18 protein-coding genes and 1 pseudogene are annotated in these 18,347 nt (G+C 53.0%); 12 read left to right on the top strand and 7 right to left on the bottom strand.

Annotation, left to right across the window (positions count from 1 at the left end; translation table 11 throughout):
- Positions 1–17 precede the first annotated feature (17 nt).
- From ACZ2GZ_RS08530 to ACZ2GZ_RS08500, 7 genes and pseudogenes are all read right to left on the bottom strand, one after another.
- Positions 18–1,022 carry a pyridoxal phosphate-dependent aminotransferase gene (locus tag ACZ2GZ_RS08530; protein ID WP_029595619.1) on the bottom strand — a complete coding sequence of 335 codons (1,005 nt, stop codon included), beginning with the start codon at positions 1,020–1,022 and terminating at the stop codon, positions 18–20.
- Complete coding sequence (locus tag ACZ2GZ_RS08525; protein ID WP_021067270.1) at positions 1,019–1,777, bottom strand: transporter substrate-binding domain-containing protein; 759 nt, start codon at positions 1,775–1,777, stop codon at positions 1,019–1,021. The genes ACZ2GZ_RS08530 and ACZ2GZ_RS08525 overlap by 4 nt, the downstream gene beginning before the upstream one ends.
- 226 nt (positions 1,778–2,003) lie before the next feature.
- A pseudogene (locus tag ACZ2GZ_RS08520) lies at positions 2,004–2,129 on the bottom strand (P-loop nucleotide/nucleoside kinase family protein); the annotation flags it as partial.
- Positions 2,130–2,138: 9 nt separating this feature from the next.
- Positions 2,139–2,861 (bottom strand): nucleotidyltransferase domain-containing protein, encoded by a 723-nt coding sequence (locus tag ACZ2GZ_RS08515; protein ID WP_214713723.1) that lies wholly within the window; start codon positions 2,859–2,861, stop codon positions 2,139–2,141.
- The gene (locus ACZ2GZ_RS08510; protein ID WP_214713721.1) at positions 2,858–3,379 is read right to left on the bottom strand and encodes a DNA topology modulation protein; all 522 of its coding nucleotides are present in this window, start codon (positions 3,377–3,379) and stop codon (positions 2,858–2,860) included. The genes ACZ2GZ_RS08515 and ACZ2GZ_RS08510 overlap by 4 nt, the downstream gene beginning before the upstream one ends.
- A 13-nt stretch (positions 3,380–3,392) precedes the next feature.
- Positions 3,393–3,839, bottom strand: a complete 447-nt coding sequence (locus tag ACZ2GZ_RS08505) for a GNAT family N-acetyltransferase (protein WP_051627733.1) — start codon at positions 3,837–3,839, stop codon at positions 3,393–3,395.
- A gap of 16 nt (positions 3,840–3,855) precedes the next feature.
- Entirely contained in the window at positions 3,856–4,356 is a 501-nt protein-coding gene (locus ACZ2GZ_RS08500) for a hypothetical protein (RefSeq protein ID WP_214713719.1), read from the bottom strand.
- Between the two features lie 140 nt (positions 4,357–4,496).
- On the opposite strand from ACZ2GZ_RS08500, the gene ACZ2GZ_RS08495 reads away from it, so the two are divergent.
- From ACZ2GZ_RS08495 to ACZ2GZ_RS08440, 12 genes are all read left to right on the top strand, one after another.
- Positions 4,497–5,960: a phytoene desaturase family protein gene (locus ACZ2GZ_RS08495; RefSeq protein WP_214713717.1), complete on the top strand. Its 1,464-nt coding sequence runs from the start codon at positions 4,497–4,499 to the stop codon at positions 5,958–5,960.
- Between the two features lie 15 nt (positions 5,961–5,975).
- Positions 5,976–6,404, top strand: coding sequence for a GNAT family N-acetyltransferase (locus ACZ2GZ_RS08490; RefSeq protein ID WP_021067280.1), 429 nt, complete (start codon positions 5,976–5,978; stop codon positions 6,402–6,404).
- 101 nt (positions 6,405–6,505) lie between these two features.
- Positions 6,506–6,937 (top strand): YlbF/YmcA family competence regulator, encoded by a 432-nt coding sequence (locus ACZ2GZ_RS08485; protein ID WP_021067281.1) that lies wholly within the window; start codon positions 6,506–6,508, stop codon positions 6,935–6,937.
- Positions 6,938–6,991: 54 nt separating this feature from the next.
- Positions 6,992–9,517: a DNA mismatch repair protein MutS gene (gene mutS / locus ACZ2GZ_RS08480; RefSeq protein WP_214713715.1), complete on the top strand. Its 2,526-nt coding sequence runs from the start codon at positions 6,992–6,994 to the stop codon at positions 9,515–9,517.
- Positions 9,518–9,521: 4 nt separating this feature from the next.
- Positions 9,522–11,324, top strand: a complete 1,803-nt coding sequence (gene mutL, locus ACZ2GZ_RS08475) for a DNA mismatch repair endonuclease MutL (protein ID WP_214713713.1) — start codon at positions 9,522–9,524, stop codon at positions 11,322–11,324.
- Positions 11,325–11,487: 163 nt separating this feature from the next.
- Positions 11,488–12,156, top strand: a complete 669-nt coding sequence (locus ACZ2GZ_RS08470) for a 50S ribosomal protein L25/general stress protein Ctc (protein ID WP_021067284.1) — start codon at positions 11,488–11,490, stop codon at positions 12,154–12,156.
- Positions 12,157–12,364: 208 nt separating this feature from the next.
- A complete protein-coding gene (locus ACZ2GZ_RS08465; RefSeq protein ID WP_029595608.1) occupies positions 12,365–13,207 on the top strand; it encodes a formate/nitrite transporter family protein in 843 nt (280 codons plus the stop codon).
- A gap of 189 nt (positions 13,208–13,396) precedes the next feature.
- Positions 13,397–15,241 (top strand): anaerobic ribonucleoside triphosphate reductase, encoded by a 1,845-nt coding sequence (locus tag ACZ2GZ_RS08460; RefSeq protein WP_214713711.1) that lies wholly within the window; start codon positions 13,397–13,399, stop codon positions 15,239–15,241.
- The gene (gene nrdG, locus ACZ2GZ_RS08455; protein ID WP_021067287.1) at positions 15,219–15,674 is read left to right on the top strand and encodes an anaerobic ribonucleoside-triphosphate reductase activating protein; all 456 of its coding nucleotides are present in this window, start codon (positions 15,219–15,221) and stop codon (positions 15,672–15,674) included. Before ACZ2GZ_RS08460 ends, nrdG begins: the two co-directional genes overlap by 23 nt.
- Positions 15,675–15,728: 54 nt before the next feature.
- Complete coding sequence (locus ACZ2GZ_RS08450) at positions 15,729–16,547, top strand: fumarylacetoacetate hydrolase family protein (protein WP_058763491.1); 819 nt, start codon at positions 15,729–15,731, stop codon at positions 16,545–16,547.
- Positions 16,548–16,669: 122 nt separating this feature from the next.
- Entirely contained in the window at positions 16,670–17,932 is a 1,263-nt protein-coding gene (locus tag ACZ2GZ_RS08445) for a S1C family serine protease (RefSeq protein ID WP_029595604.1), read from the top strand.
- Positions 17,933–17,988: 56 nt separating this feature from the next.
- Positions 17,989–18,333: a DoxX family protein gene (locus ACZ2GZ_RS08440; RefSeq protein WP_201455028.1), complete on the top strand. Its 345-nt coding sequence runs from the start codon at positions 17,989–17,991 to the stop codon at positions 18,331–18,333.
- Positions 18,334–18,347 lie beyond the last annotated feature (14 nt).

Below are 18,347 nucleotides of genomic sequence, written 5' to 3'. Positions count from 1 at the left end.
AGTCGGAGCGTTGTTGGTTAATTCGTCGTTTGAGTTGCGTAAATGCTGAGCGCCTCGTGTGCCAGGGCGAGGGCTTGTTCGTTGCCGAGCGTGATGCGAATCCCGTTCGGTTGTTTCGATGTGTGAACGCCATGCGCTGCGAGGTGGGCCCAGACGGCCTCCGGCTCATCGAGCGTGACGTAAATGAAGTTCGCCTCGGCTGGATGGACGTGTCCGATGGTGGCGAACAAGTCGGTCCACTGTCCGCGCATGTCGGCGTGCCATACGATGGCCTCGTCGAGATACGTGGCATCTTGTAAAAAGATGTTGGCGATTTTCGCGCTGACGCCGCTAATGTTGAACGGCGGGACGAACTGACGGAAGTAAGCGGCGAGTTCAGTCGTCGTGACCATGAAACCGAGGCGGACGTTGGCCAGACCAAACGCCTTCGATAACGTCCGCAGTACAATCACATTCGTGAATGAATCAAGGTGGGCCACCATGCTCGACGTTGGCGTAAAGTCGATATATGCCTCGTCGACGATCAAGTATGGGACGAGTCCTGCGAGTTCTGCCAATTCAGCGACGCTCCACAATTTGCCGGTCGGATTGTTCGGGTTCGACAACAGCAACAGCTTCGGTTCGTGTTGCGCGATTGCCTGGACAAGTGCGTCATACGATAGATTATCGGCTTGGACGTGCCGGCCATGTGCGATCGTCGTGAAGATTGGATAGAGTGCAAAATCCGGACTCGGTGACAAGACGACGTCTTCCGGTGCCAACAGCGCCTGAGTGACGACATGAATCATCTCGTCACTCCCACAACCGACGAGCAACTGATTCGGGTCAACACCGGCGTAGGCCGCATAACGGGTGAACAACTCGTCAATCGGTTGGACCGGATACTCATGCAAGTCTTGGAACGAGATTGTCGCAAGTTGGTCATACAACCGGGACGGCACCGGGAACTGGCTCTCGTTTTGATTCAAACGGTACCCTTCTGGATAGATGACTGGATAAATCGGTAGTGAGACTTGTCTCATTCCGTCGGCTCCATCGAGAACCATTTCTTGGCGAGTTTGTCGATTTCACCTGAGTCAATCATCTTGTTCAACTCCTCGTTGAACTGATCGCGAAGGTCATCCTCCAATTTAAAGGCGGCTGCAGAACCTTTCTCGCCATCTTCTTTCAAGGCGAACGTGTACAGTCCGGCATCTTGATCCAAGTATTTTTGGGCGACCGTGTCCTCGATGACCATCGCGTCAATCCGACCCGTATTCAACTCTTGAACGATTTCTGGAATCTTGTTCAATGAGACGAGCTCTGCATCCGGAGCTTGGTCTTTGGCGATGTTCTCTTGAATCGATGCCGTTTGGACGCCGATTTTCTTGCCGGCGAGCGCTTCAATCGACTCGAGTGACTCATCTTTCGTCATGACTAAGTTCGTCGCCGACAAATAGATGTCCGAGAAGGCGGCATTTTCTTTCCGCTCTTCGGTCGGCGTCATACCGGCCATGACGAAGTCGACACGTCCGGCGTTGAGTGCCCCGAGCAGGCTACCGAAGTCCATGTCCTCAATTTTAAGTTCGTAGCCGAGGCGTTCCGTAACCGTTTCGGCAATCTCGATATCGAATCCGACAATCTCGTCTCCGTTCGCCGTATCGACAAACTCATATGGGAAGTAATCGGCGCTCGTTCCCATGACGAGTGTTTTTTTCTCTTCGCCCGTCGTCTCTTGGCTACATCCTGCTAGTAATGCACTTGCCACTAATCCCCCTGTAATGACCCACTTTTTCATGTATGAATTCCTCCTTCAAGATATGAGACTAAGTGTATATGTATGATTATTAATTGTAAAGCATAAAAATACAAATACGATTAAAAAAATACATCCAGGAAAAAGTCACAGGATGCATCAGGTGGTCAATCAATCGCTTGGAGATAGCGATGACTTCGGATAAATACGCTTCGAACGGGCGATTCATATCGATTGTAAGCGTATGCATAAGTGGGTGTTGTGAAGTCGATTCGAGCAGTGCCGTCTTCGGGACATCGTAATCGACGATGACCGCATCCAGTCGTCGAGCGATTTCCCGAGACAGCGTCGATTTGCCGGACCCAGGGAAACCGGACATTTGAAGAAAGAACATGGGATACCCTCACGTTTCGTTTGATTTCCCGCGGCTGAATCCGGCGAACAACCGGCCGCCGAACGGGGTGAGCGTCTCATCGACGTAACGGATGAGCGCGTCGGGTTCGTTCGTTTGATAATACGCCTCAAGGGCAGTGACGAGTTCTCGGGCTGCTTGCGCATCGTAGCGGTCGAGAGCGCGGTACGTCCATTTGGGAGATCCCGTCCATTGTCGATTCGTGCGCAGGATGAACTCGCAGACCAACGTGGCGAGAGTGCCCGCGATGAATAACCCTTCTGCCCGAGTGGTGCATCCAATCAAATCCTCGAGTGCATCGGTCAGGAAGTATCGCTTCATCTCAATCGTCTCGTCCGACCAAGCCTCGGGCCCGCTGTCGAGCAAGGCTCTCGCTTCACGCTTGATGTCTTCGACGATATTTGTGTCCTTCAAGATGATGCCTTCGGTGACCATTCTCGGTAACGATGGAATGGCGCGCCGGCAATCCTGTTCGAAGAACGTCCGATACGACGTCAAGTTATGGGCGAACAGCTCGATGGGCCATCCGGACTCGATGAACGACTCCCGAAAAGACGAGACGAGGGTGTCGTCGAAGATGATGATGTCTAAATCCGACGTTGCGGTCGCCTCACCACGGACGACGCTCCCGGCGAGCAGTGCGGCCCGACAGTGGGGGAAACGCGTTGTGACGAACGTCTTCGCTGCTACAATTGGTTCAAGTTTAGGAATCATAGGTGTTGCTCCGTACCGACGCGCGTTATAAAGTCACGAACCTCTGTCCGTGAATGCAATATGATGACTTGTTTGTTATCAGGAAGGGCTTGCAATCGGTTGATCACAGTCGGGCGTTGCGATTTCGGATAATCCCACACCCATTTCAAGAACTTCGGGTCAAACCGTTCCTCACAACCTGGTCCCATGTCCGGACGTGTCTTGACACGATAGGAAAGCATGCGCTTCAAGACGCGATACGTACAAATGATCCTCGGCAAGTCGAGAAATACAATCGTGTCGGCAGCATGAAGGCGCAAGTCGAGCGTGCCCCCATAATTGCCGTCGATGATCCATGAATCGCGTCCAATCAATGCGGACTGCGTTCTAATTTGTTCTTGCCGTGTGGCGGGTGACCAATTTGGTTTCCATAGTAAGGCGTCTAAGTGATGGACGTCGATGCCGAGTTGAGTTCCCAACACGCGGGCGAGCGTCGATTTGCCCGAACCTCCTGAGCCGATGAGAAGTATTTTTTGCATCGAATACCACCTTTCAAATGTCAATCTTCATAAATTTACTGACGTCTGTGAAACCGAGTTGTTCATATAGTTGCATCGCCGTTTGATTGTGAGCATACACATTCAGGCGCACATCGGTATAGCCCATCTGTTTGAACGTGGCAAGCGCCTCTCGCATCAATAGTTTGGCATAGCCGTGACCGCGAAACGCGGGCTTGATATACAGGTCGTTCACCCAACCGACCTCTGCACCCGTCAAATAGTCGAACGCTTTATCGATTTGCGTCCAGCCGATGAGCGTCTCACCATCGACGAGACAGAGGAAATAGGCACCAAATTTCGCAGAGTGTTCGTACGCTTCAACCATCTTTTCCCGGTTATCAGCCGAGACGTGATTGGTTGCTTCTTCGCGGTTGACGCCTGCAAGACTATAAATTTCGGTCAGTTGTGATTCGGTTGCTCGTTGAAACGTGAGATTCATATCGATTCCGCCTTTGTTAGGAGTCTGTGGATTCAAGGATACGCCATTTTTCAATGACACCGTCCTCTTCGTATAGGACGCGTACTTCCATCTGGTTCAGTACGAGCCGTTGCTCGCTGGCGAAGAGCACAATCGGATAACCGATCGACAGCGGTTCGTCCGCTTCAAAGACGGGGCTGTGCGCCTGCATGGCATAATAGCCGTCCGAGCGTGTGTTGGCCGCCCCAGCATCGACTTGAATCACCGTATCGAACCCCTGAAGTCGCAACACGTAACTATAAGTCGTGCGCGCCCCGCGTTCGAGCCGCCACTCCTCGATAATCGCCTCGCGGCCGTCGTTCGCTTCCTCGAGTAACACTTTTTGTGCCGTGTACTCGCGTTCATACGGAATCATCTCTTGAATGTTGACAGCCGTCATGGTGGCGACTTTTTGTGATTCTTCGGATGGAGGTGTAATCAAAATACCGATAAAAATCAAGATTGGAATGAGCAGATAAATGATGACCCGACTTCGCATATGGTTTCACCTGTCCTTTATCGATTTTTTCGCCATCTACCCGCAGAACCCTGCCTGACCGGTGAAATATGTCTACGGAACACGTTGAAATGTCTCGGATTTCGGGAAGCCATGTATGATGAAGGCAGGAGGGGATTAACATGCGAATCGGGATTATCGGTGGAGGAGTTGCCGGATTGACGACGGGTGCGTTAGCGAGCCGAATCGGCCATGACGTGACCGTATACGAGTCGTCACGAGAATGGGGTGGTTGTGCCGGGAAATTCGAACGGGGGGACTATCGGTTCCCGGCTGGGGCGACGCTCGGGATGGGATTTGAACCGGGCGGCCTGCATGAGCGAGTCTTGTCCTACTTAGGTGAAACGATTGACGTTCGCCCGTTAACCGAGGTGATGCAGATTCACCTCGACGGACAGACTGTCCATTATCTTCAAGACCGGGATCTGTTTTTAGCAGAACTTGAGTCGATATTTCCAGAGCTCGCTCCGCGAATTCGTGCTTTTTTGAATGAAGTGTGGACCGATTTCGAGACGATCCATCCTTTGTTTGAGACGCTACCGGCGTTGCCGTTTCGAACGATTCGTGACGCATCGATTGCGATACGAGCGTTTCGACCGGCACAGCTCCGGTCGTTCCGGAAGCTGTATCGACCACTCGGTACAACGTTAAAACGGCATCGATTGAACGGGACTGCGTTCGAGCGGGTTATCGACGGGATTTTGCTCGATAGCTTGCAGACTGGTGCCCGCGAAGCGAGCCATTTGCTCGCGGCCGTCGCTTTATCCATTTACCATGAGGGAGCATATTACGTCGATGGGGGATTGTACACACTCGCCCACGCGTTGGAGCGGTCGATTCGAAGAGACGATGGAAAAACGATTCTCGGACGACAAATTGTTAAAATCGAGCGGCTTGCTGACGGCTGGTTGTTGACCGATCGCCGGGGCCGGCTCGACCTCGTCGATGTCGTCGTGTCGGCCATCCCGCTCGAGGCGACCGCTCAGTTGGTCACGGGACAAGCGGCTCGACAGTTCCATAGACAGTACGGCCGTCAACTAGAATGGTCGCAATGGGGGACGTTCAGTCTTTACGTCACGTTACCGGAAGCGGTGTGCACGGGACGTCCGCTCTTCCAACAAGTATATAGTGATGATTTGCCGTCAGGTCACGCCTTCATTTCGATGTCAGATGCGGACGATACGCGCCGAACCGAACGGCCGGAACGAACGTTGACCGTCTCGACCCATATCGATTTGTCGGAGTGGCAGGCTTGGAAAGACAAGGAGACGTATGAGAAACTAGAGACAGAATGGACCGAGCGCCTCGTCAAGGCAGTGCGACGGGCGTTCCCGAGTTGGACCGGCACATCGTCGGTGTTGCTTCCGGGCGGACCGGGGGCATGGGTGAAATATACGAAACGTCCGCACGGTGCGGTCGGTGGATATGCCCAAACACCGCAACAAGCGTTATTCCATGCGGCGAGCTATCGGACGAACCTTCCGAATTTTTACGTTTGCGGCGACACGGTGTTTCCAGGTGCCGGGACGATTGGGGCGATGACGAGCGGGCTCCACGTCGCCCGAGCGCTCGGTTCGAAGTTATGAGGGGGACAAGTTGATATGCAGAAAAAACGGTTTGACGAATTGACGACGAGAGAGCTCTATGAGTTATTGGCGCTCCGTACCGAAATCTTTGTCGTGGAACAAGATTGCCCGTACCAAGAAGTCGATGGGAAAGATGTGACGGCGGTCCATTACTGGATTGAGGCAGACGGTCGCCCGATTGCGGCGTTACGTGTCCTCGAGGATGAATCGCCAATCGCCATCGGTCGTGTCGTCACAAAATCGACGCATCGGGGACAAGGCCATTCGCGGCGCTTGATGCAAGAAGCCGTGGCAGACTTTGGGGATCGCGATTTGTATTTGCAAGCGCAAACGTACGTGGAGCCGTTCTATGCAAGCTTTGGGTTCACACGAACGAGCGAGGAGTACTTAGAGGATGGGATTCCCCACGTCGATATGGTTCGGACGGCGACCATCTCGAAGTGAATCGATGCGGTACCGTTTGCCATAAGTTCGTGGTAGAATGATGAGGAATACTTGCGTGCGTCAAGACGTGCGTTCAATCATAGAGAGCAAAGGGGTTTACGATGGTGACTGATCAAACTGTGATTCAAAAAGCGAGAGAATTAGCCGACTTATTGGCGAGCACGCCGGAAGTGGCCCGCTTCAAAGAAGCGGAAACGAAAGTGAACGAAAGTGAGCGCGTTCAAACGTTGATTAAGCGTATCAAATACTTACAAAAAGAAGCCGTCAACTGCAAGCACTACGGGAAGACGGAAGCACTCGCCAAAGTCGAGCTAAAAATCGACAAGGCGATGGACGAACTCGATTCGATTCCGGTCGTCCAGGCGTTCCAAGAGACGCAAGTCGAAGTGAACGATTTGCTTCAATACGTGACGGTCACACTCGCCAACTCGGTGACAGATCGCATTATCGAGTCGACGGACGGTGACGTTCTCGCCGGTAAAACAGGAAGCGGCATGGCAGCGGAGAAATCACGCGGCGGCTGCGGATACTAACAAACAGACAGCTGGCCTTTGGTCAGCTGTTCTAATTTCTAGAGGTGAACACGAATGGAAACGATACATCAAACCCCGATGATGAAACAATACTTTTCAATCAAGGCCGATTATCCAGACGCCTTTCTCTTCTACCGGCTCGGTGACTTTTACGAGCTGTTTTTTGAAGATGCTCAAATCGTCGCCAAAGAACTCGAATTGACATTGACTGCGAAAAACGGAAAAAACGCCGAGCACCCGATTCCGATGTGCGGGGTCCCGCATCATTCCGCTGCGATCTATATCGAGCAACTCATTGAAAAAGGGTTCAACGTGGCGATTTGTGAGCAGATGGAAGATCCAAAAGCGACGAAAGGACTCGTCAAACGTGAAGTCATTCAAGTCATCACGCCGGGTACATATATGGCCGCGCTCGGTGAGAAAGAGAACCGGTATTTACTATCGGTCGTGAACGTCGCAGGCCGTTTTGGAATCGCCCGCGGCGATGTGACGACAGGTGAATCTTGGTTGACGACTTTACCGTCGCGTGAGGCCGTCCTACGCGAAGTCGAAGGATTGGTCCCGAGCGAAATCATCGTTGATGACTCCGAATTGGCAGACCATCTCTCATCACTTGGCATTCCGCTGTCGGTGCAAACAGAGCGATTGGCGAGCTCATTGTCGAGCGGCGCCCGCGACGAGGCGCAAGTAAGTGCGTTCGAACTCCTTTTCGCCTACTTGACGCGGACGCAAAAACGCGCCCTCGATCACCTGCAGCCGGCTGTCGCCTATGAGGTTGAGGTCCATATGCAACTCGATGCGAACACGGCCCGCAACTTGGAGCTGTTCCGTTCGGCCCGGTCCGGGGAACGGAAAGGATCACTTCTCGCCCTGCTCGATGAGACGACGACAGCGATGGGGGGACGACTATTGAAACGTTGGCTCGAACAGCCGCTCTATACGGAACAGGCGATTCGCGACCGGCAGGATGCCGTTGAAAACTTGGTTGATGATTTCATGCTCCGCGATCAATTGCGAGAGCAGTTGCGTCACGTCTACGATATCGAACGGCTCGTCGCGAAAGTAGGATACGGGACGGCCAACGCACGTGACCTCGTTCAGTTGCGGAACACGCTTGAACGCATTCCAGCGGTACGAGAGTTGCTCGCGAATGTCACTGCAACACGATTGCATCACATCGATGCGACGCTCGACACGTTCGACGCGCTATCGGAACGACTTCAGGCGGCGCTCGTCGAGACACCACCCATCTCGATTAAAGAAGGTGGTATGATTCGTTCAGGCTATTCGACAGAACTCGATGAACTGCTCGAGGCGAAAGCGAACGGGAAGACGTGGATTGCCAATCTCGAGCAACAAGAGCGGCTCGCGACCGGCATCAAGTCGCTGAAAATCGGCTATAACCGTGTCTTTGGCTATTATTTGGAAGTGACGAAAGCGAATGCGCGCTTACTCGAAGAGGGGCGGTATGAACGGAAACAGACACTTACGAACGCCGAACGCTATGTCACGCCTGAGTTAAAAGAAAAAGAAGCGCTCATTCTCGGTGCCGAGGAGAAGAGCTGTACGCTTGAATATGACTTATTCGTCACGTTACGTGAAGAAGTCAAACAAGAGACGAAACCGCTCCAACAACTGGCCCGCTCATTAAGTGAACTAGACGTCCTGCTCGCGCTCGCCATTGTCGCCGAAAAACGGGACTATGTCCGGCCGACGACGTCAAACAATGTTCAAATCGATCGTGGGCGCCATCCGGTCATCGAAACGGTATTACCTCGTGGTGAATATGTGGCCAACGACTTGACGCTCGATGACACGCGGCGCATGCTCTTGATCACCGGACCGAACATGTCCGGTAAATCGACGTATATGCGTCAGTTCGCACTGATTGCCATCCTGCATCAAATCGGTTCATTCGTGCCGGCCGAAGCGGCCGAACTTCCTTTGTTCGATCGCATCTTTACTCGCATCGGGGCAGCCGACGATTTGGTGAGCGGACAGTCGACGTTCATGGTCGAAATGACGGAGACACGTCAGGCGGTGACGGAAGCAACAGCAGATAGTCTCATCCTCCTCGATGAGATTGGACGAGGAACCTCGACGTATGACGGTATGGCGCTCGCGCAGGCCATCGTCGAATATATCGCGGCCACCATCGGCGCGAAAACATTGTTTTCGACCCATTACCACGAGTTGACCGTGCTCGAAGACACAATTCCAGCCCTTGAGAACGTGCACGTCCGTGCCATTGAACGGGACGGACGTGTCGTCTTCCTGCATGAAGTTCATCCGGGACGGGCCGACAAATCGTACGGGATTCACGTCGCCGAACTCGCTGATTTGCCGCCTGATTTGATTGAACGGGCGCGAACGATTTTGTCTGAGCTCGAGACAGAACCGAAACCGGCACGGGCAGCTGTAGAACAGTCGGCTCCGGCTGAACCTGTGGCCCAACTGTCACTTTTTGAGACGGAAGATGACATCAAACGACAACTGCTCGACCTCGACCTGCTGGCGATGAACCCGATCGAGGCGATGCAGGCGCTCTATGTGCTCCAACAATCCGCGAAGAAGGAGTGAGTCGATGGGAATCATTCAAGAGTTACCGGAACAACTGGCCAACCGAATCGCTGCCGGGGAAGTCGTCGAACGCCCAGCCTCGGTCGTGAAAGAGCTCGTCGAGAATGCGATTGACGCCGGTGCCACGAAAATCGAAGTCGATTTGGAGGAAGCCGGGATACGTCTCATTAAAGTCCGGGATAACGGGCATGGGTTTTATGAAGAGGATGCTCCGCGAGCTTTTTTACGTCATGCGACGAGCAAAATTCGGGACGAGCACGACTTGTTCCGGATTCGCACGCTCGGCTTCCGTGGAGAGGCCCTCGCCTCGATCGCCTCGGTCAGTCATGTGACGCTTAAGTCACGCCGGACCGAAGAGGACGGATTTGAGATGACGCTCCAAGGGGGTGTCGTTACGGCGCAAACACCGGCCGCAGCCAACGTCGGAACAGAGATAGCGGTCAGTCAATTGTTCTACAATACACCGGCCCGCCTCAAATACTTGAAGACGTCGGCGACCGAACTCGCGAGCATCACCGATACGTTGAACCGGATCGCCTTGTCCCACCCGGAAGTTCGCCTCACGGCGTTCCATGAAGACAAGGAACTCCTGCGGACGAGTGGGAATGGCGACATCAAGCAAGTCATGCTTGCCATTTATGGGCGTCAAGTTGCGGCGCAAATCGTCACCGCGTCGAGCAAGACGAACGACTATAGTTTGAGCGCCCATCTCGTCCGGCCTGAAGTGACACGTTCGAACAAGCAGTACGTGACGCTCATCTTGAACGGTCGGAGCATCAAGAACTTTGCGTTGACCCAAAGTGTACTCGAGGGCTACCATACGTTACTCCCGATTGGTCGTTATCCGATCGCCGTCCTCGAAGTGAACATGGACCCGATGTTGATTGACGTCAACGTCCATCCGACAAAACGGGAGGTCCGACTCTCGAAAGAGAAAGAGCTGTGCCAGTTGATTCGCGAGACGGTCCAACTGACGCTCCGGGAACAGCGTTTAATCCCGTCGGTCAAACCGAAAGAGCGACCGGTCAATCGGACCGAACAAGAGCGACTTGATTTCACGGTCGAACGGACACCTGTCACGGATGAACCGCCGACGTGGAACTATCCGATTCCACGTGAGCCTGTCACGTCACCGAGTCGATGGTCACCGACCCCGCTCGTCAATGAAGCGCCTGCACCGACCGACCCGATTGTCGAATCAGACGCAATTGAGACGAAAGGAGAGCGGTTGCCGCCGCTCGACGTCATCGGCCAATTGCATGCGAGCTATATCGTCTGCGGCGCCGAGGACGGCATGTATGTCATCGACCAACACGCGGCTCAGGAACGGATCAAATACGAATTGTTTTATGAGCAACTCGGGAATCCAGACAAAGAGTATCAATTGTTGCTGCTCCCGCTCACACTCGAGTTCACGCAAGAAGAGACGCTCGCGATTGAAGAAGTCGCTCCGCTCTTGAAAGAAGCGGGGCTCGATTTGGAGCCGTTCGGTGGCAACACGTTCCTCATCCGAGAGATTCCGACGTGGTACCCGCAGCATGATTTGGAAGGGACGGTCCGCGATTTGATTGAGATGGCGATTCGGGACCGCTCTGTCAATCTCGCCAAATATCGGGAAGACGCGTCAATCTTGATGGCGTGCAAGCGGTCGATTAAAGCGAACCATCCATTGAACCATGAGATGATGCGGCAATTGCTGCATGACCTCAATCAGACGACGTCCCCGTATACGTGTCCGCACGGGCGACCGATCTTGGTGAAATGGAGTACGTACGAACTTGAGAAGTTGTTCAAACGGGTTATGTGACACGCTTGTAATCTTTTTTTAACCGGCTGTAACGTTTATGTCCGGGTGCCTATGGGAACAATATACACATGTCACTCAACGCATCGAGGTTGAGAGGTGGCTTTTTCACTGCCTCACCCTCAAGATGTAGACATGATCGATAAACCAGTAGGGGGAATAGATTATGGCAGACACGCTTAAAGTAACGAAACGAGAATTACGACCACGTTCGGTCCGCGCAAACTTGCGTAAAGAAGGTAAAGTACTAGGTGTCGTCTACGGCTATAAAGTCGAGAGCACACCAGTAGCATTCGAGGAGATGGCACTTCGCAAAATTCTCCGCGACCACGGTGACAACGCGCTAATCGAGTTGAACATCGACGGCAAGAAAGTAAACACGCTCGTTCACGGGACTGAAGTTGACCCGTTCACAAACGAATACAAGCACGTCGAGTTCATGGCCGTGAAGATGGACGAAGCGACGGAAGTCGAAGCGGACGTCACACTCGTCGGTGACGCGAAAGGTGTCAAAGAAGGCGGCTTCTTGGCGCAAACGCTCTATAAAGTTACAGTATCGGCGACACCGGCTAACATTCCGGAACGCATTGAACTCGATGTTTCTGAACTCGGTATCGGTGACTCGGTCACGGTAGCTGACATTCCAGAGAACAAAGACTATGACATCGTCTCGGATGGCGAGCTTCAAATCGCATCTGTGAACGAGCCGGTCTCTCTTGAAGAGCTCGAGGCAGACACTGACACAACGACAGAAAGTGAAGCCGAAGCAACTGAAGAAGAGTCGGCTGAGGCATCATCTGAAGAGTCTGAAGAGAAGTCTGCAGACAAAGAATAAGCTGTATCGAACGACCCTTTGCGAAGGGTCGTTTTTTTCGTCACAAATCCGACAAATGTAAACGATTACGATGTGAAAAATATGTCAACACGGTCCAAGGTCGATTGCAATTTATTGGATTCGGGCTTATATTGTTAATGATTTCACATGTTCGTTCTTATTATATGGGTTCATTTAAACAGAAAGAAGGGTTTGTGACATGGCATCAATGGAAATCCATGCACTCGAATCATTACGAAAAAAAGCTCAGGCATCTTCGCAAATGATTCATTATCGGCCAATGGAATACTTTTTACGGGCAATGCTCGCGGGGATCTTTATCGGATTCGCTTCAATCTTCACACTTAAAGTTGTCAACGGGATGTACTTGATCGATTCGCCGTTCACGACACTCATCGGTGGGTTCTCATTCGGGATCGCGCTTGTCATGATCATCTACGGCGGAGCCGAACTGTTCACGGGGAACACAATGTATTTCACGACCTCGACGTTACGCGGCTATACGACGCTCAGTGACACGATGCTCGTCTGGTTACTTTGTTTCGTCGGGAACGCGCTCGGTGGCGTCTTGTTCGCCTTGTTGCTCGCCCCGACCGGCGTCATCCAAGAACTCGGGATGGACAACTGGCTGTTCGCGGTCGTCGAGAGCAAGATGCATCATACGACGGTCGAGATTTTCTTCCGTGCCATCTTCTGTAACTGGATGGTCTGTCTCGCGATTTTCTTACCAAAACAGATGAAAAATGAGTTCGCTCAAATCTTCTCGATGATTTTCCTCGTCGCCGTCTTCTTCGCGTCAGGATTTGATCACGTCATCGCCAACTTCGTCTTGTTTGCGCTCACGCTCGTCGTCCCACACCCTGAGGCGATTAGCTTTGCCGGCGCCATCCACAACTTGATTCCGGCCACGTTCGGTAACATCATCGGCGGCGCCTTGTTCATGGGTGCGATTTATACGTGGTTGAACGCGAAAGGCTTGCGCGAAGCCCAAGAGTCAGAGGAAAAAGAAGAAGTTGAGTTAAAAATCGTGAAACCGGCAAAAGAATTATAAGTTGGATCACTTGAAAGAACGGTCGAGTCCATATGCGGGCTCGGCTGTTTTTGCGTTTATATCACAACCAACGCTCACAATTTAGACTCCACATCTCTATGCTCAAACATGACATAATCTATATATGGAATTGAAAAGAGTTATGAACTCGATTCATATCAATATATAGTGAGGTGATGCGGAGTGAACATGCTCCAGCTTTATGAAGATGTCTGTGTTCTCCCAGATCAAGATCTCGTACAAGAGAACGCCAACGTCGACGGGAAATCACCACTTGGCAAACTGGCACGATTATCCTCGGAAGTATCGAAACAGCTGTCGACAACGTACTTATTGTCAGAGCGGACACGTCAGGCCGTCGCAGACAACTTTTTGTACATCCATGACGCCGACTATTACGTGACGGGATCGACGACGTGTTGTCAAATCCCGCTCGGCGAGTTGCTGACGAACGGATTTCATACCGGACACGGGACGATTCGACCGCCCCAGGACATCCGTTCGGCGATGGCACTCGCTTCGATCATTCTTCAAGCGAACCAGAATATGCAACACGGGGGTCAAGCGTTCCCGATGTTTGATGTCGATTTAGCGCCATACGTCGAAAAGACGTATGAACGTCAACTCGAGCGGCTCAAGAAACTTCCGGTCGAATGGTCGACCGAGCAACTTCTCGAAGTCGCTGAGACCGAGACAATCACAGCGACGTATCAAGCGTGTGAGGCGTTCATCCATAACGCCAATTCGATGCATTCGCGAGGAGGCGGCCAAGTGCCATTCGTCTCCATCAACTATGGGACTGACACGAGCCGTTGGGGCCGGATTTTCATCCGCGAGTTGTTGCGTGCGACCGAGCGAGGGCTCGGCAACGGGGAGACGCCGATTTTCCCGATTCAAATCTTTAAAGTAAAAGAGGGTGTCAACTTTCATGAAACCGACCCGAACGTCGACTTGTTCCGACTCGCCTGTCGCGTGACGGGCAAGCGTCTATTCCCGAACTTCTCGTTCGTCGATGCCCCGTTCAACTTGCAATATTATGATGGGAGCCATGACTCAGAAGTCGCTTATATGGGGTGTCGGACACGAGTGATGGGGAATCGTCACGGCGCCGAGACGTCGATTGGACGAGGCAATTTATCGTTCTCGACCTTGAACTTGGTCAAGATGGCGCTCGTCGCTTCGGACATCCATACATTTTATGAGACGCTCGACGCCTACGTCGACGTCGCCATCGATCAATTGCTCGAACGGTACGACTATCAAGCGAAGCGTCATGCCGACGAATTCCGCTTCCTTTACGCTCAACACGTCTGGAGGGGCGGCGAGAGACTCCAACCGGAAGAAGAGCTACGGGATGTACTGAAGCAAGGGACGTTGTCCGTCGGTTTCATCGGTCTCGCCGAAGCGCTACGCGTGCTCACAGGCGGCACGCATGCCGATTCACGGGAAGCGGAACGTCTCGGACTCGATATCGTCACTCATTTACGTGATCGGATGAGACAGGCGGCAGAGCAGCACGATTTAAACTTTTCGCTCTTGGCCACCCCGGCCGAAGGATTGTCTGGGAAGTTCGTATTGAAGGATCAGCAGGCGTTCGGGATGATTGAGGGTGTTACCGACCGCGCCTTTTATACGAACTCGTTTCATGTGCCGGTGTACCAGTCAGTGTCGATTCGTGACAAGATTCGGTTGGAGGCACCGTACCATGCGCTCTGTGACGCGGGTCATATCACTTATGTCGAAGTCGACGGGTCGCTCGCCCATAACCCGGAAGCGGTCGAAGCGATCGTCCGGCTCATGCGAACCGAAAACGTCGGCTACGGATCGATTAATCATCCCGTCGACCGGTGCGGTAACTGCGGCCTCGAGGGAACGATCGATGCCGCGTGCCCGACGTGTGGCGAGGAAGAGCAGATTGAACGGATTCGTCGCATCACCGGCTATCTGGTCGGCACGATGGACCGATGGAATTCGGCGAAACGAGAAGAAGAAAGAGCGAGGGTGAAGCATCATGCGCGTCCTATCCGTACTTGACGAATCGGTTGTCGACGGTCCAGGCATTCGCACGGTCATCTTTACGGCGGGATGCCCTCATCGCTGTCTTGGATGTCACAATCCGGAATCATGGAACCCGCGAGGTGGGGAAGACGTACCAGTCGAGGACCTGCTCACCCGAATCGAACAATCCGGGTGGGACGGTGTCACCGTTTCGGGCGGAGAGCCGTTCCTGCAACCGGAAGCACTGGCCCGGCTCGTCGACGGGTGCAAGGCGCTTCAGAAAAACGTGTGGGTGTATACAGGCTATACATTCGAACAGTTACAAGGTATGGACGATGAGTACGTCACAAGTGTGCTCGATCGTGCCGATGTCCTTGTCGACGGTCGTTTCGAACAGCCGCTCATGGACCGGTCGCTCCGATTTCGGGGGTCGAGCAATCAGCGAATTATTTTCTTGAACAAAGCGTAATCGGGACCGTCGCGTCCCGATTTTTTGTATACTAGCAAAAAAGGGGGAATTTTGATGAAATGGTGTAGTTTTCAAGTTGAAGGAGAACAAAGGGTCGGTGTCGTGGCAGGGGAGTTTGTCTATGACGTCAGTGACCAATTACATACGACTTCATTGTTAGAGGTCATCGCGCGAGAGTTTGAACCGGATGTCGATTTGGACGTCGCACCTCGGACCGCATTGACCGACGTCACGCTCGTCGCGCCATACCGACCACTCAAAAACGTGATCTGTATCGGCAAGAACTATGAAGAGCATGTGAAAGAGATGGATACGGCGGGAGCCGGCAAACTCGTCATCTTCACGAAAGCACCGACTTCGGTCGTTGGACCAGGGGCTGTCGTCGAACGTCATCCTGAACTGACCGACCAACTCGATTACGAAGGCGAGCTCGCCGTCATTATCGGGAAATCAGGACGGGACATCGACGACGTCGACGCCCATATTTTCGGATATACGATTCTGAACGATATCACGGCCCGGGACGTTCAAAAACAGCACGTCCAATTTTTCCGCGGTAAATCCTTCGACACGTTCTGTCCGCTCGGACCGTATATCGTCACACCGGATGAGCTCTCGTTTCCACTTGCGATTCAAACGGTCGTGAACGGTGAGACACGCCAAAACGGGTCGACAGCAGACATGATTCGTCCAATTGAAGAGTTGATTCGGACGTTGTCGAAAGGGATGACGCTAGAAGCTGGTGACATCATCGCCACCGGTACGCCGGCGGGGGTCGGCCATGGGATGAAACCGCCCGTCTATCTCCAATCCGGGGACACAATCGAAGTGAGCATCACGGGACTCGGGACGTTAAAAAACGTTATCGTCTGACCCAATTGACGCAAATTGTGAAGAATCTTGTAATCGATGTCTCATTTCCGCACAACGATGACTATGCCTCTTATACTAAGGGTAGAACAAAAGAGGAAACATCATATAGGAGATGATTACACATGGAACGCAACGATCGTCCAACAGAATCAAATGAACCAAATCGCCGCGAGGATTGGCTCGACACCGAGCTTGGCTCGTCCGAACAACGACAAGAGCCGTCGCGCGCAACACAACCGGCCCGACCTTCATTCGTCGGTCGGATGTTCCCTGGGTTTGTCGGTGGGGTAATCGGTGCTGTCTTGACTGGGGCCATCGCCTTCCCGTTCATCGATCAAGTCCCAACGAACGTGTCTGATACGAACGTGACGTCGGAAGGGTCACCGGTCCAGACGACATCGACGACGGCGGACAGCTCGGTCACCGATGCGGTCGCGACCGCACAACCTGCCGTCGTGACGGTAAACAATTTCGCTTCGAACGGATTATCGAATGAATCGGTCGAAGCTGGTGTCGGCTCGGGTGTCATCTATAAGAAAGACGGTGACTCGGCTTACATCGTCACGAACCATCACGTCGTCAACGGTGCTGACCGTTTGACTGTGACATTCAATGACGGATCGACAGCGGACGCCAAGTTGATGGGCAGTGACGCCACGTACGACTTGGCGGTGCTCGAAGTCGATGCGGACAAAGTCTCATCCGTCATCACGATCGGGAAGTCGAGTGAACTGAAGCCTGGACAGACTGTCATAGCGATCGGCAATCCGCTTGGCCAGTTTGAGAACTCGGTGACGCGCGGGGTCGTCTCGTCGACGTCCCGTCTCGTGCCGGTCGATACGGATGAGAACGGACAAGCCGATTTCAATGCCGAGGTCATCCAGACGGATGCTGCCATCAACCCGGGTAACTCCGGTGGTGCCTTGATTAACGAATCGGGCCAATTGATCGGAATCAACTCGATGAAAATTGCGACCGATTCGGTGGAAGGGGTCGGCTTCTCGATTCCAGTCGATATCGCTTTGCCGCTCATCAATCAAATCGAGCAGACGGGCGAAGTGAATCATCCGTCGCTTGGTGTGTCGCTCCGAGACGTGTCTGAGTTCCCACCAGGGTACTTGACCGAGCAAATCAACTTGCCGGAGTCGGTGACAGCCGGTACAATCGTCGTGGAAGTGCAAGCGAACAGCTCGGCCGCACGGGCCGGACTTGAAGCGCGCGACGTCATCGTGAAAATCAATGATCAAGCCGTCTCGTCGTTCATCGACCTTCGGAGTGAATTGATTCGCGATACGGACGGAACGGTCACAATCGAATACGTTCGTGACGGCAAGACCGAGACGGTCGATGTCGAGATTCAAAATGCGAATGGGGATGCATTGTAAAGATGGGCACGTAGCCCATCTTTTTTGTTATGCTTAGAAAAAAGGAGGGGATTCCATTGATTCGCACACTATACGGGGTTTTATTTTTAGGAGCCGGCATCATGCACTTCGTTCAAGAACGGGCGTTCATGTCGATCATTCCGAAATCATGGCCGTTCAAACGGTTCATGGTTCAGGCGAGCGGGGTCATCGAAGTCGTCTATGGCGCGCTGTTGCTCACGAACAAGGGGACACGGTTCGTGAAGAGCACCTTACCCGCATTTTTGATTGCCGTCTTCCCGGCCAATATCAATATGGCACTCAAACCATCGAAACTCGGTAAGATGCCGCTTCCGAAATGGGTGACGTGGGCCCGATTGCCGTTGCAATGGGTATTGATTCAAGGGGTCAAAAAAATATAAGTACATAATATGGG

It is taken from the genome of Exiguobacterium sp. KKT215, from assembly GCF_055635335.1.
This window is presented reverse-complemented; position numbering and strand designations above follow the sequence as displayed.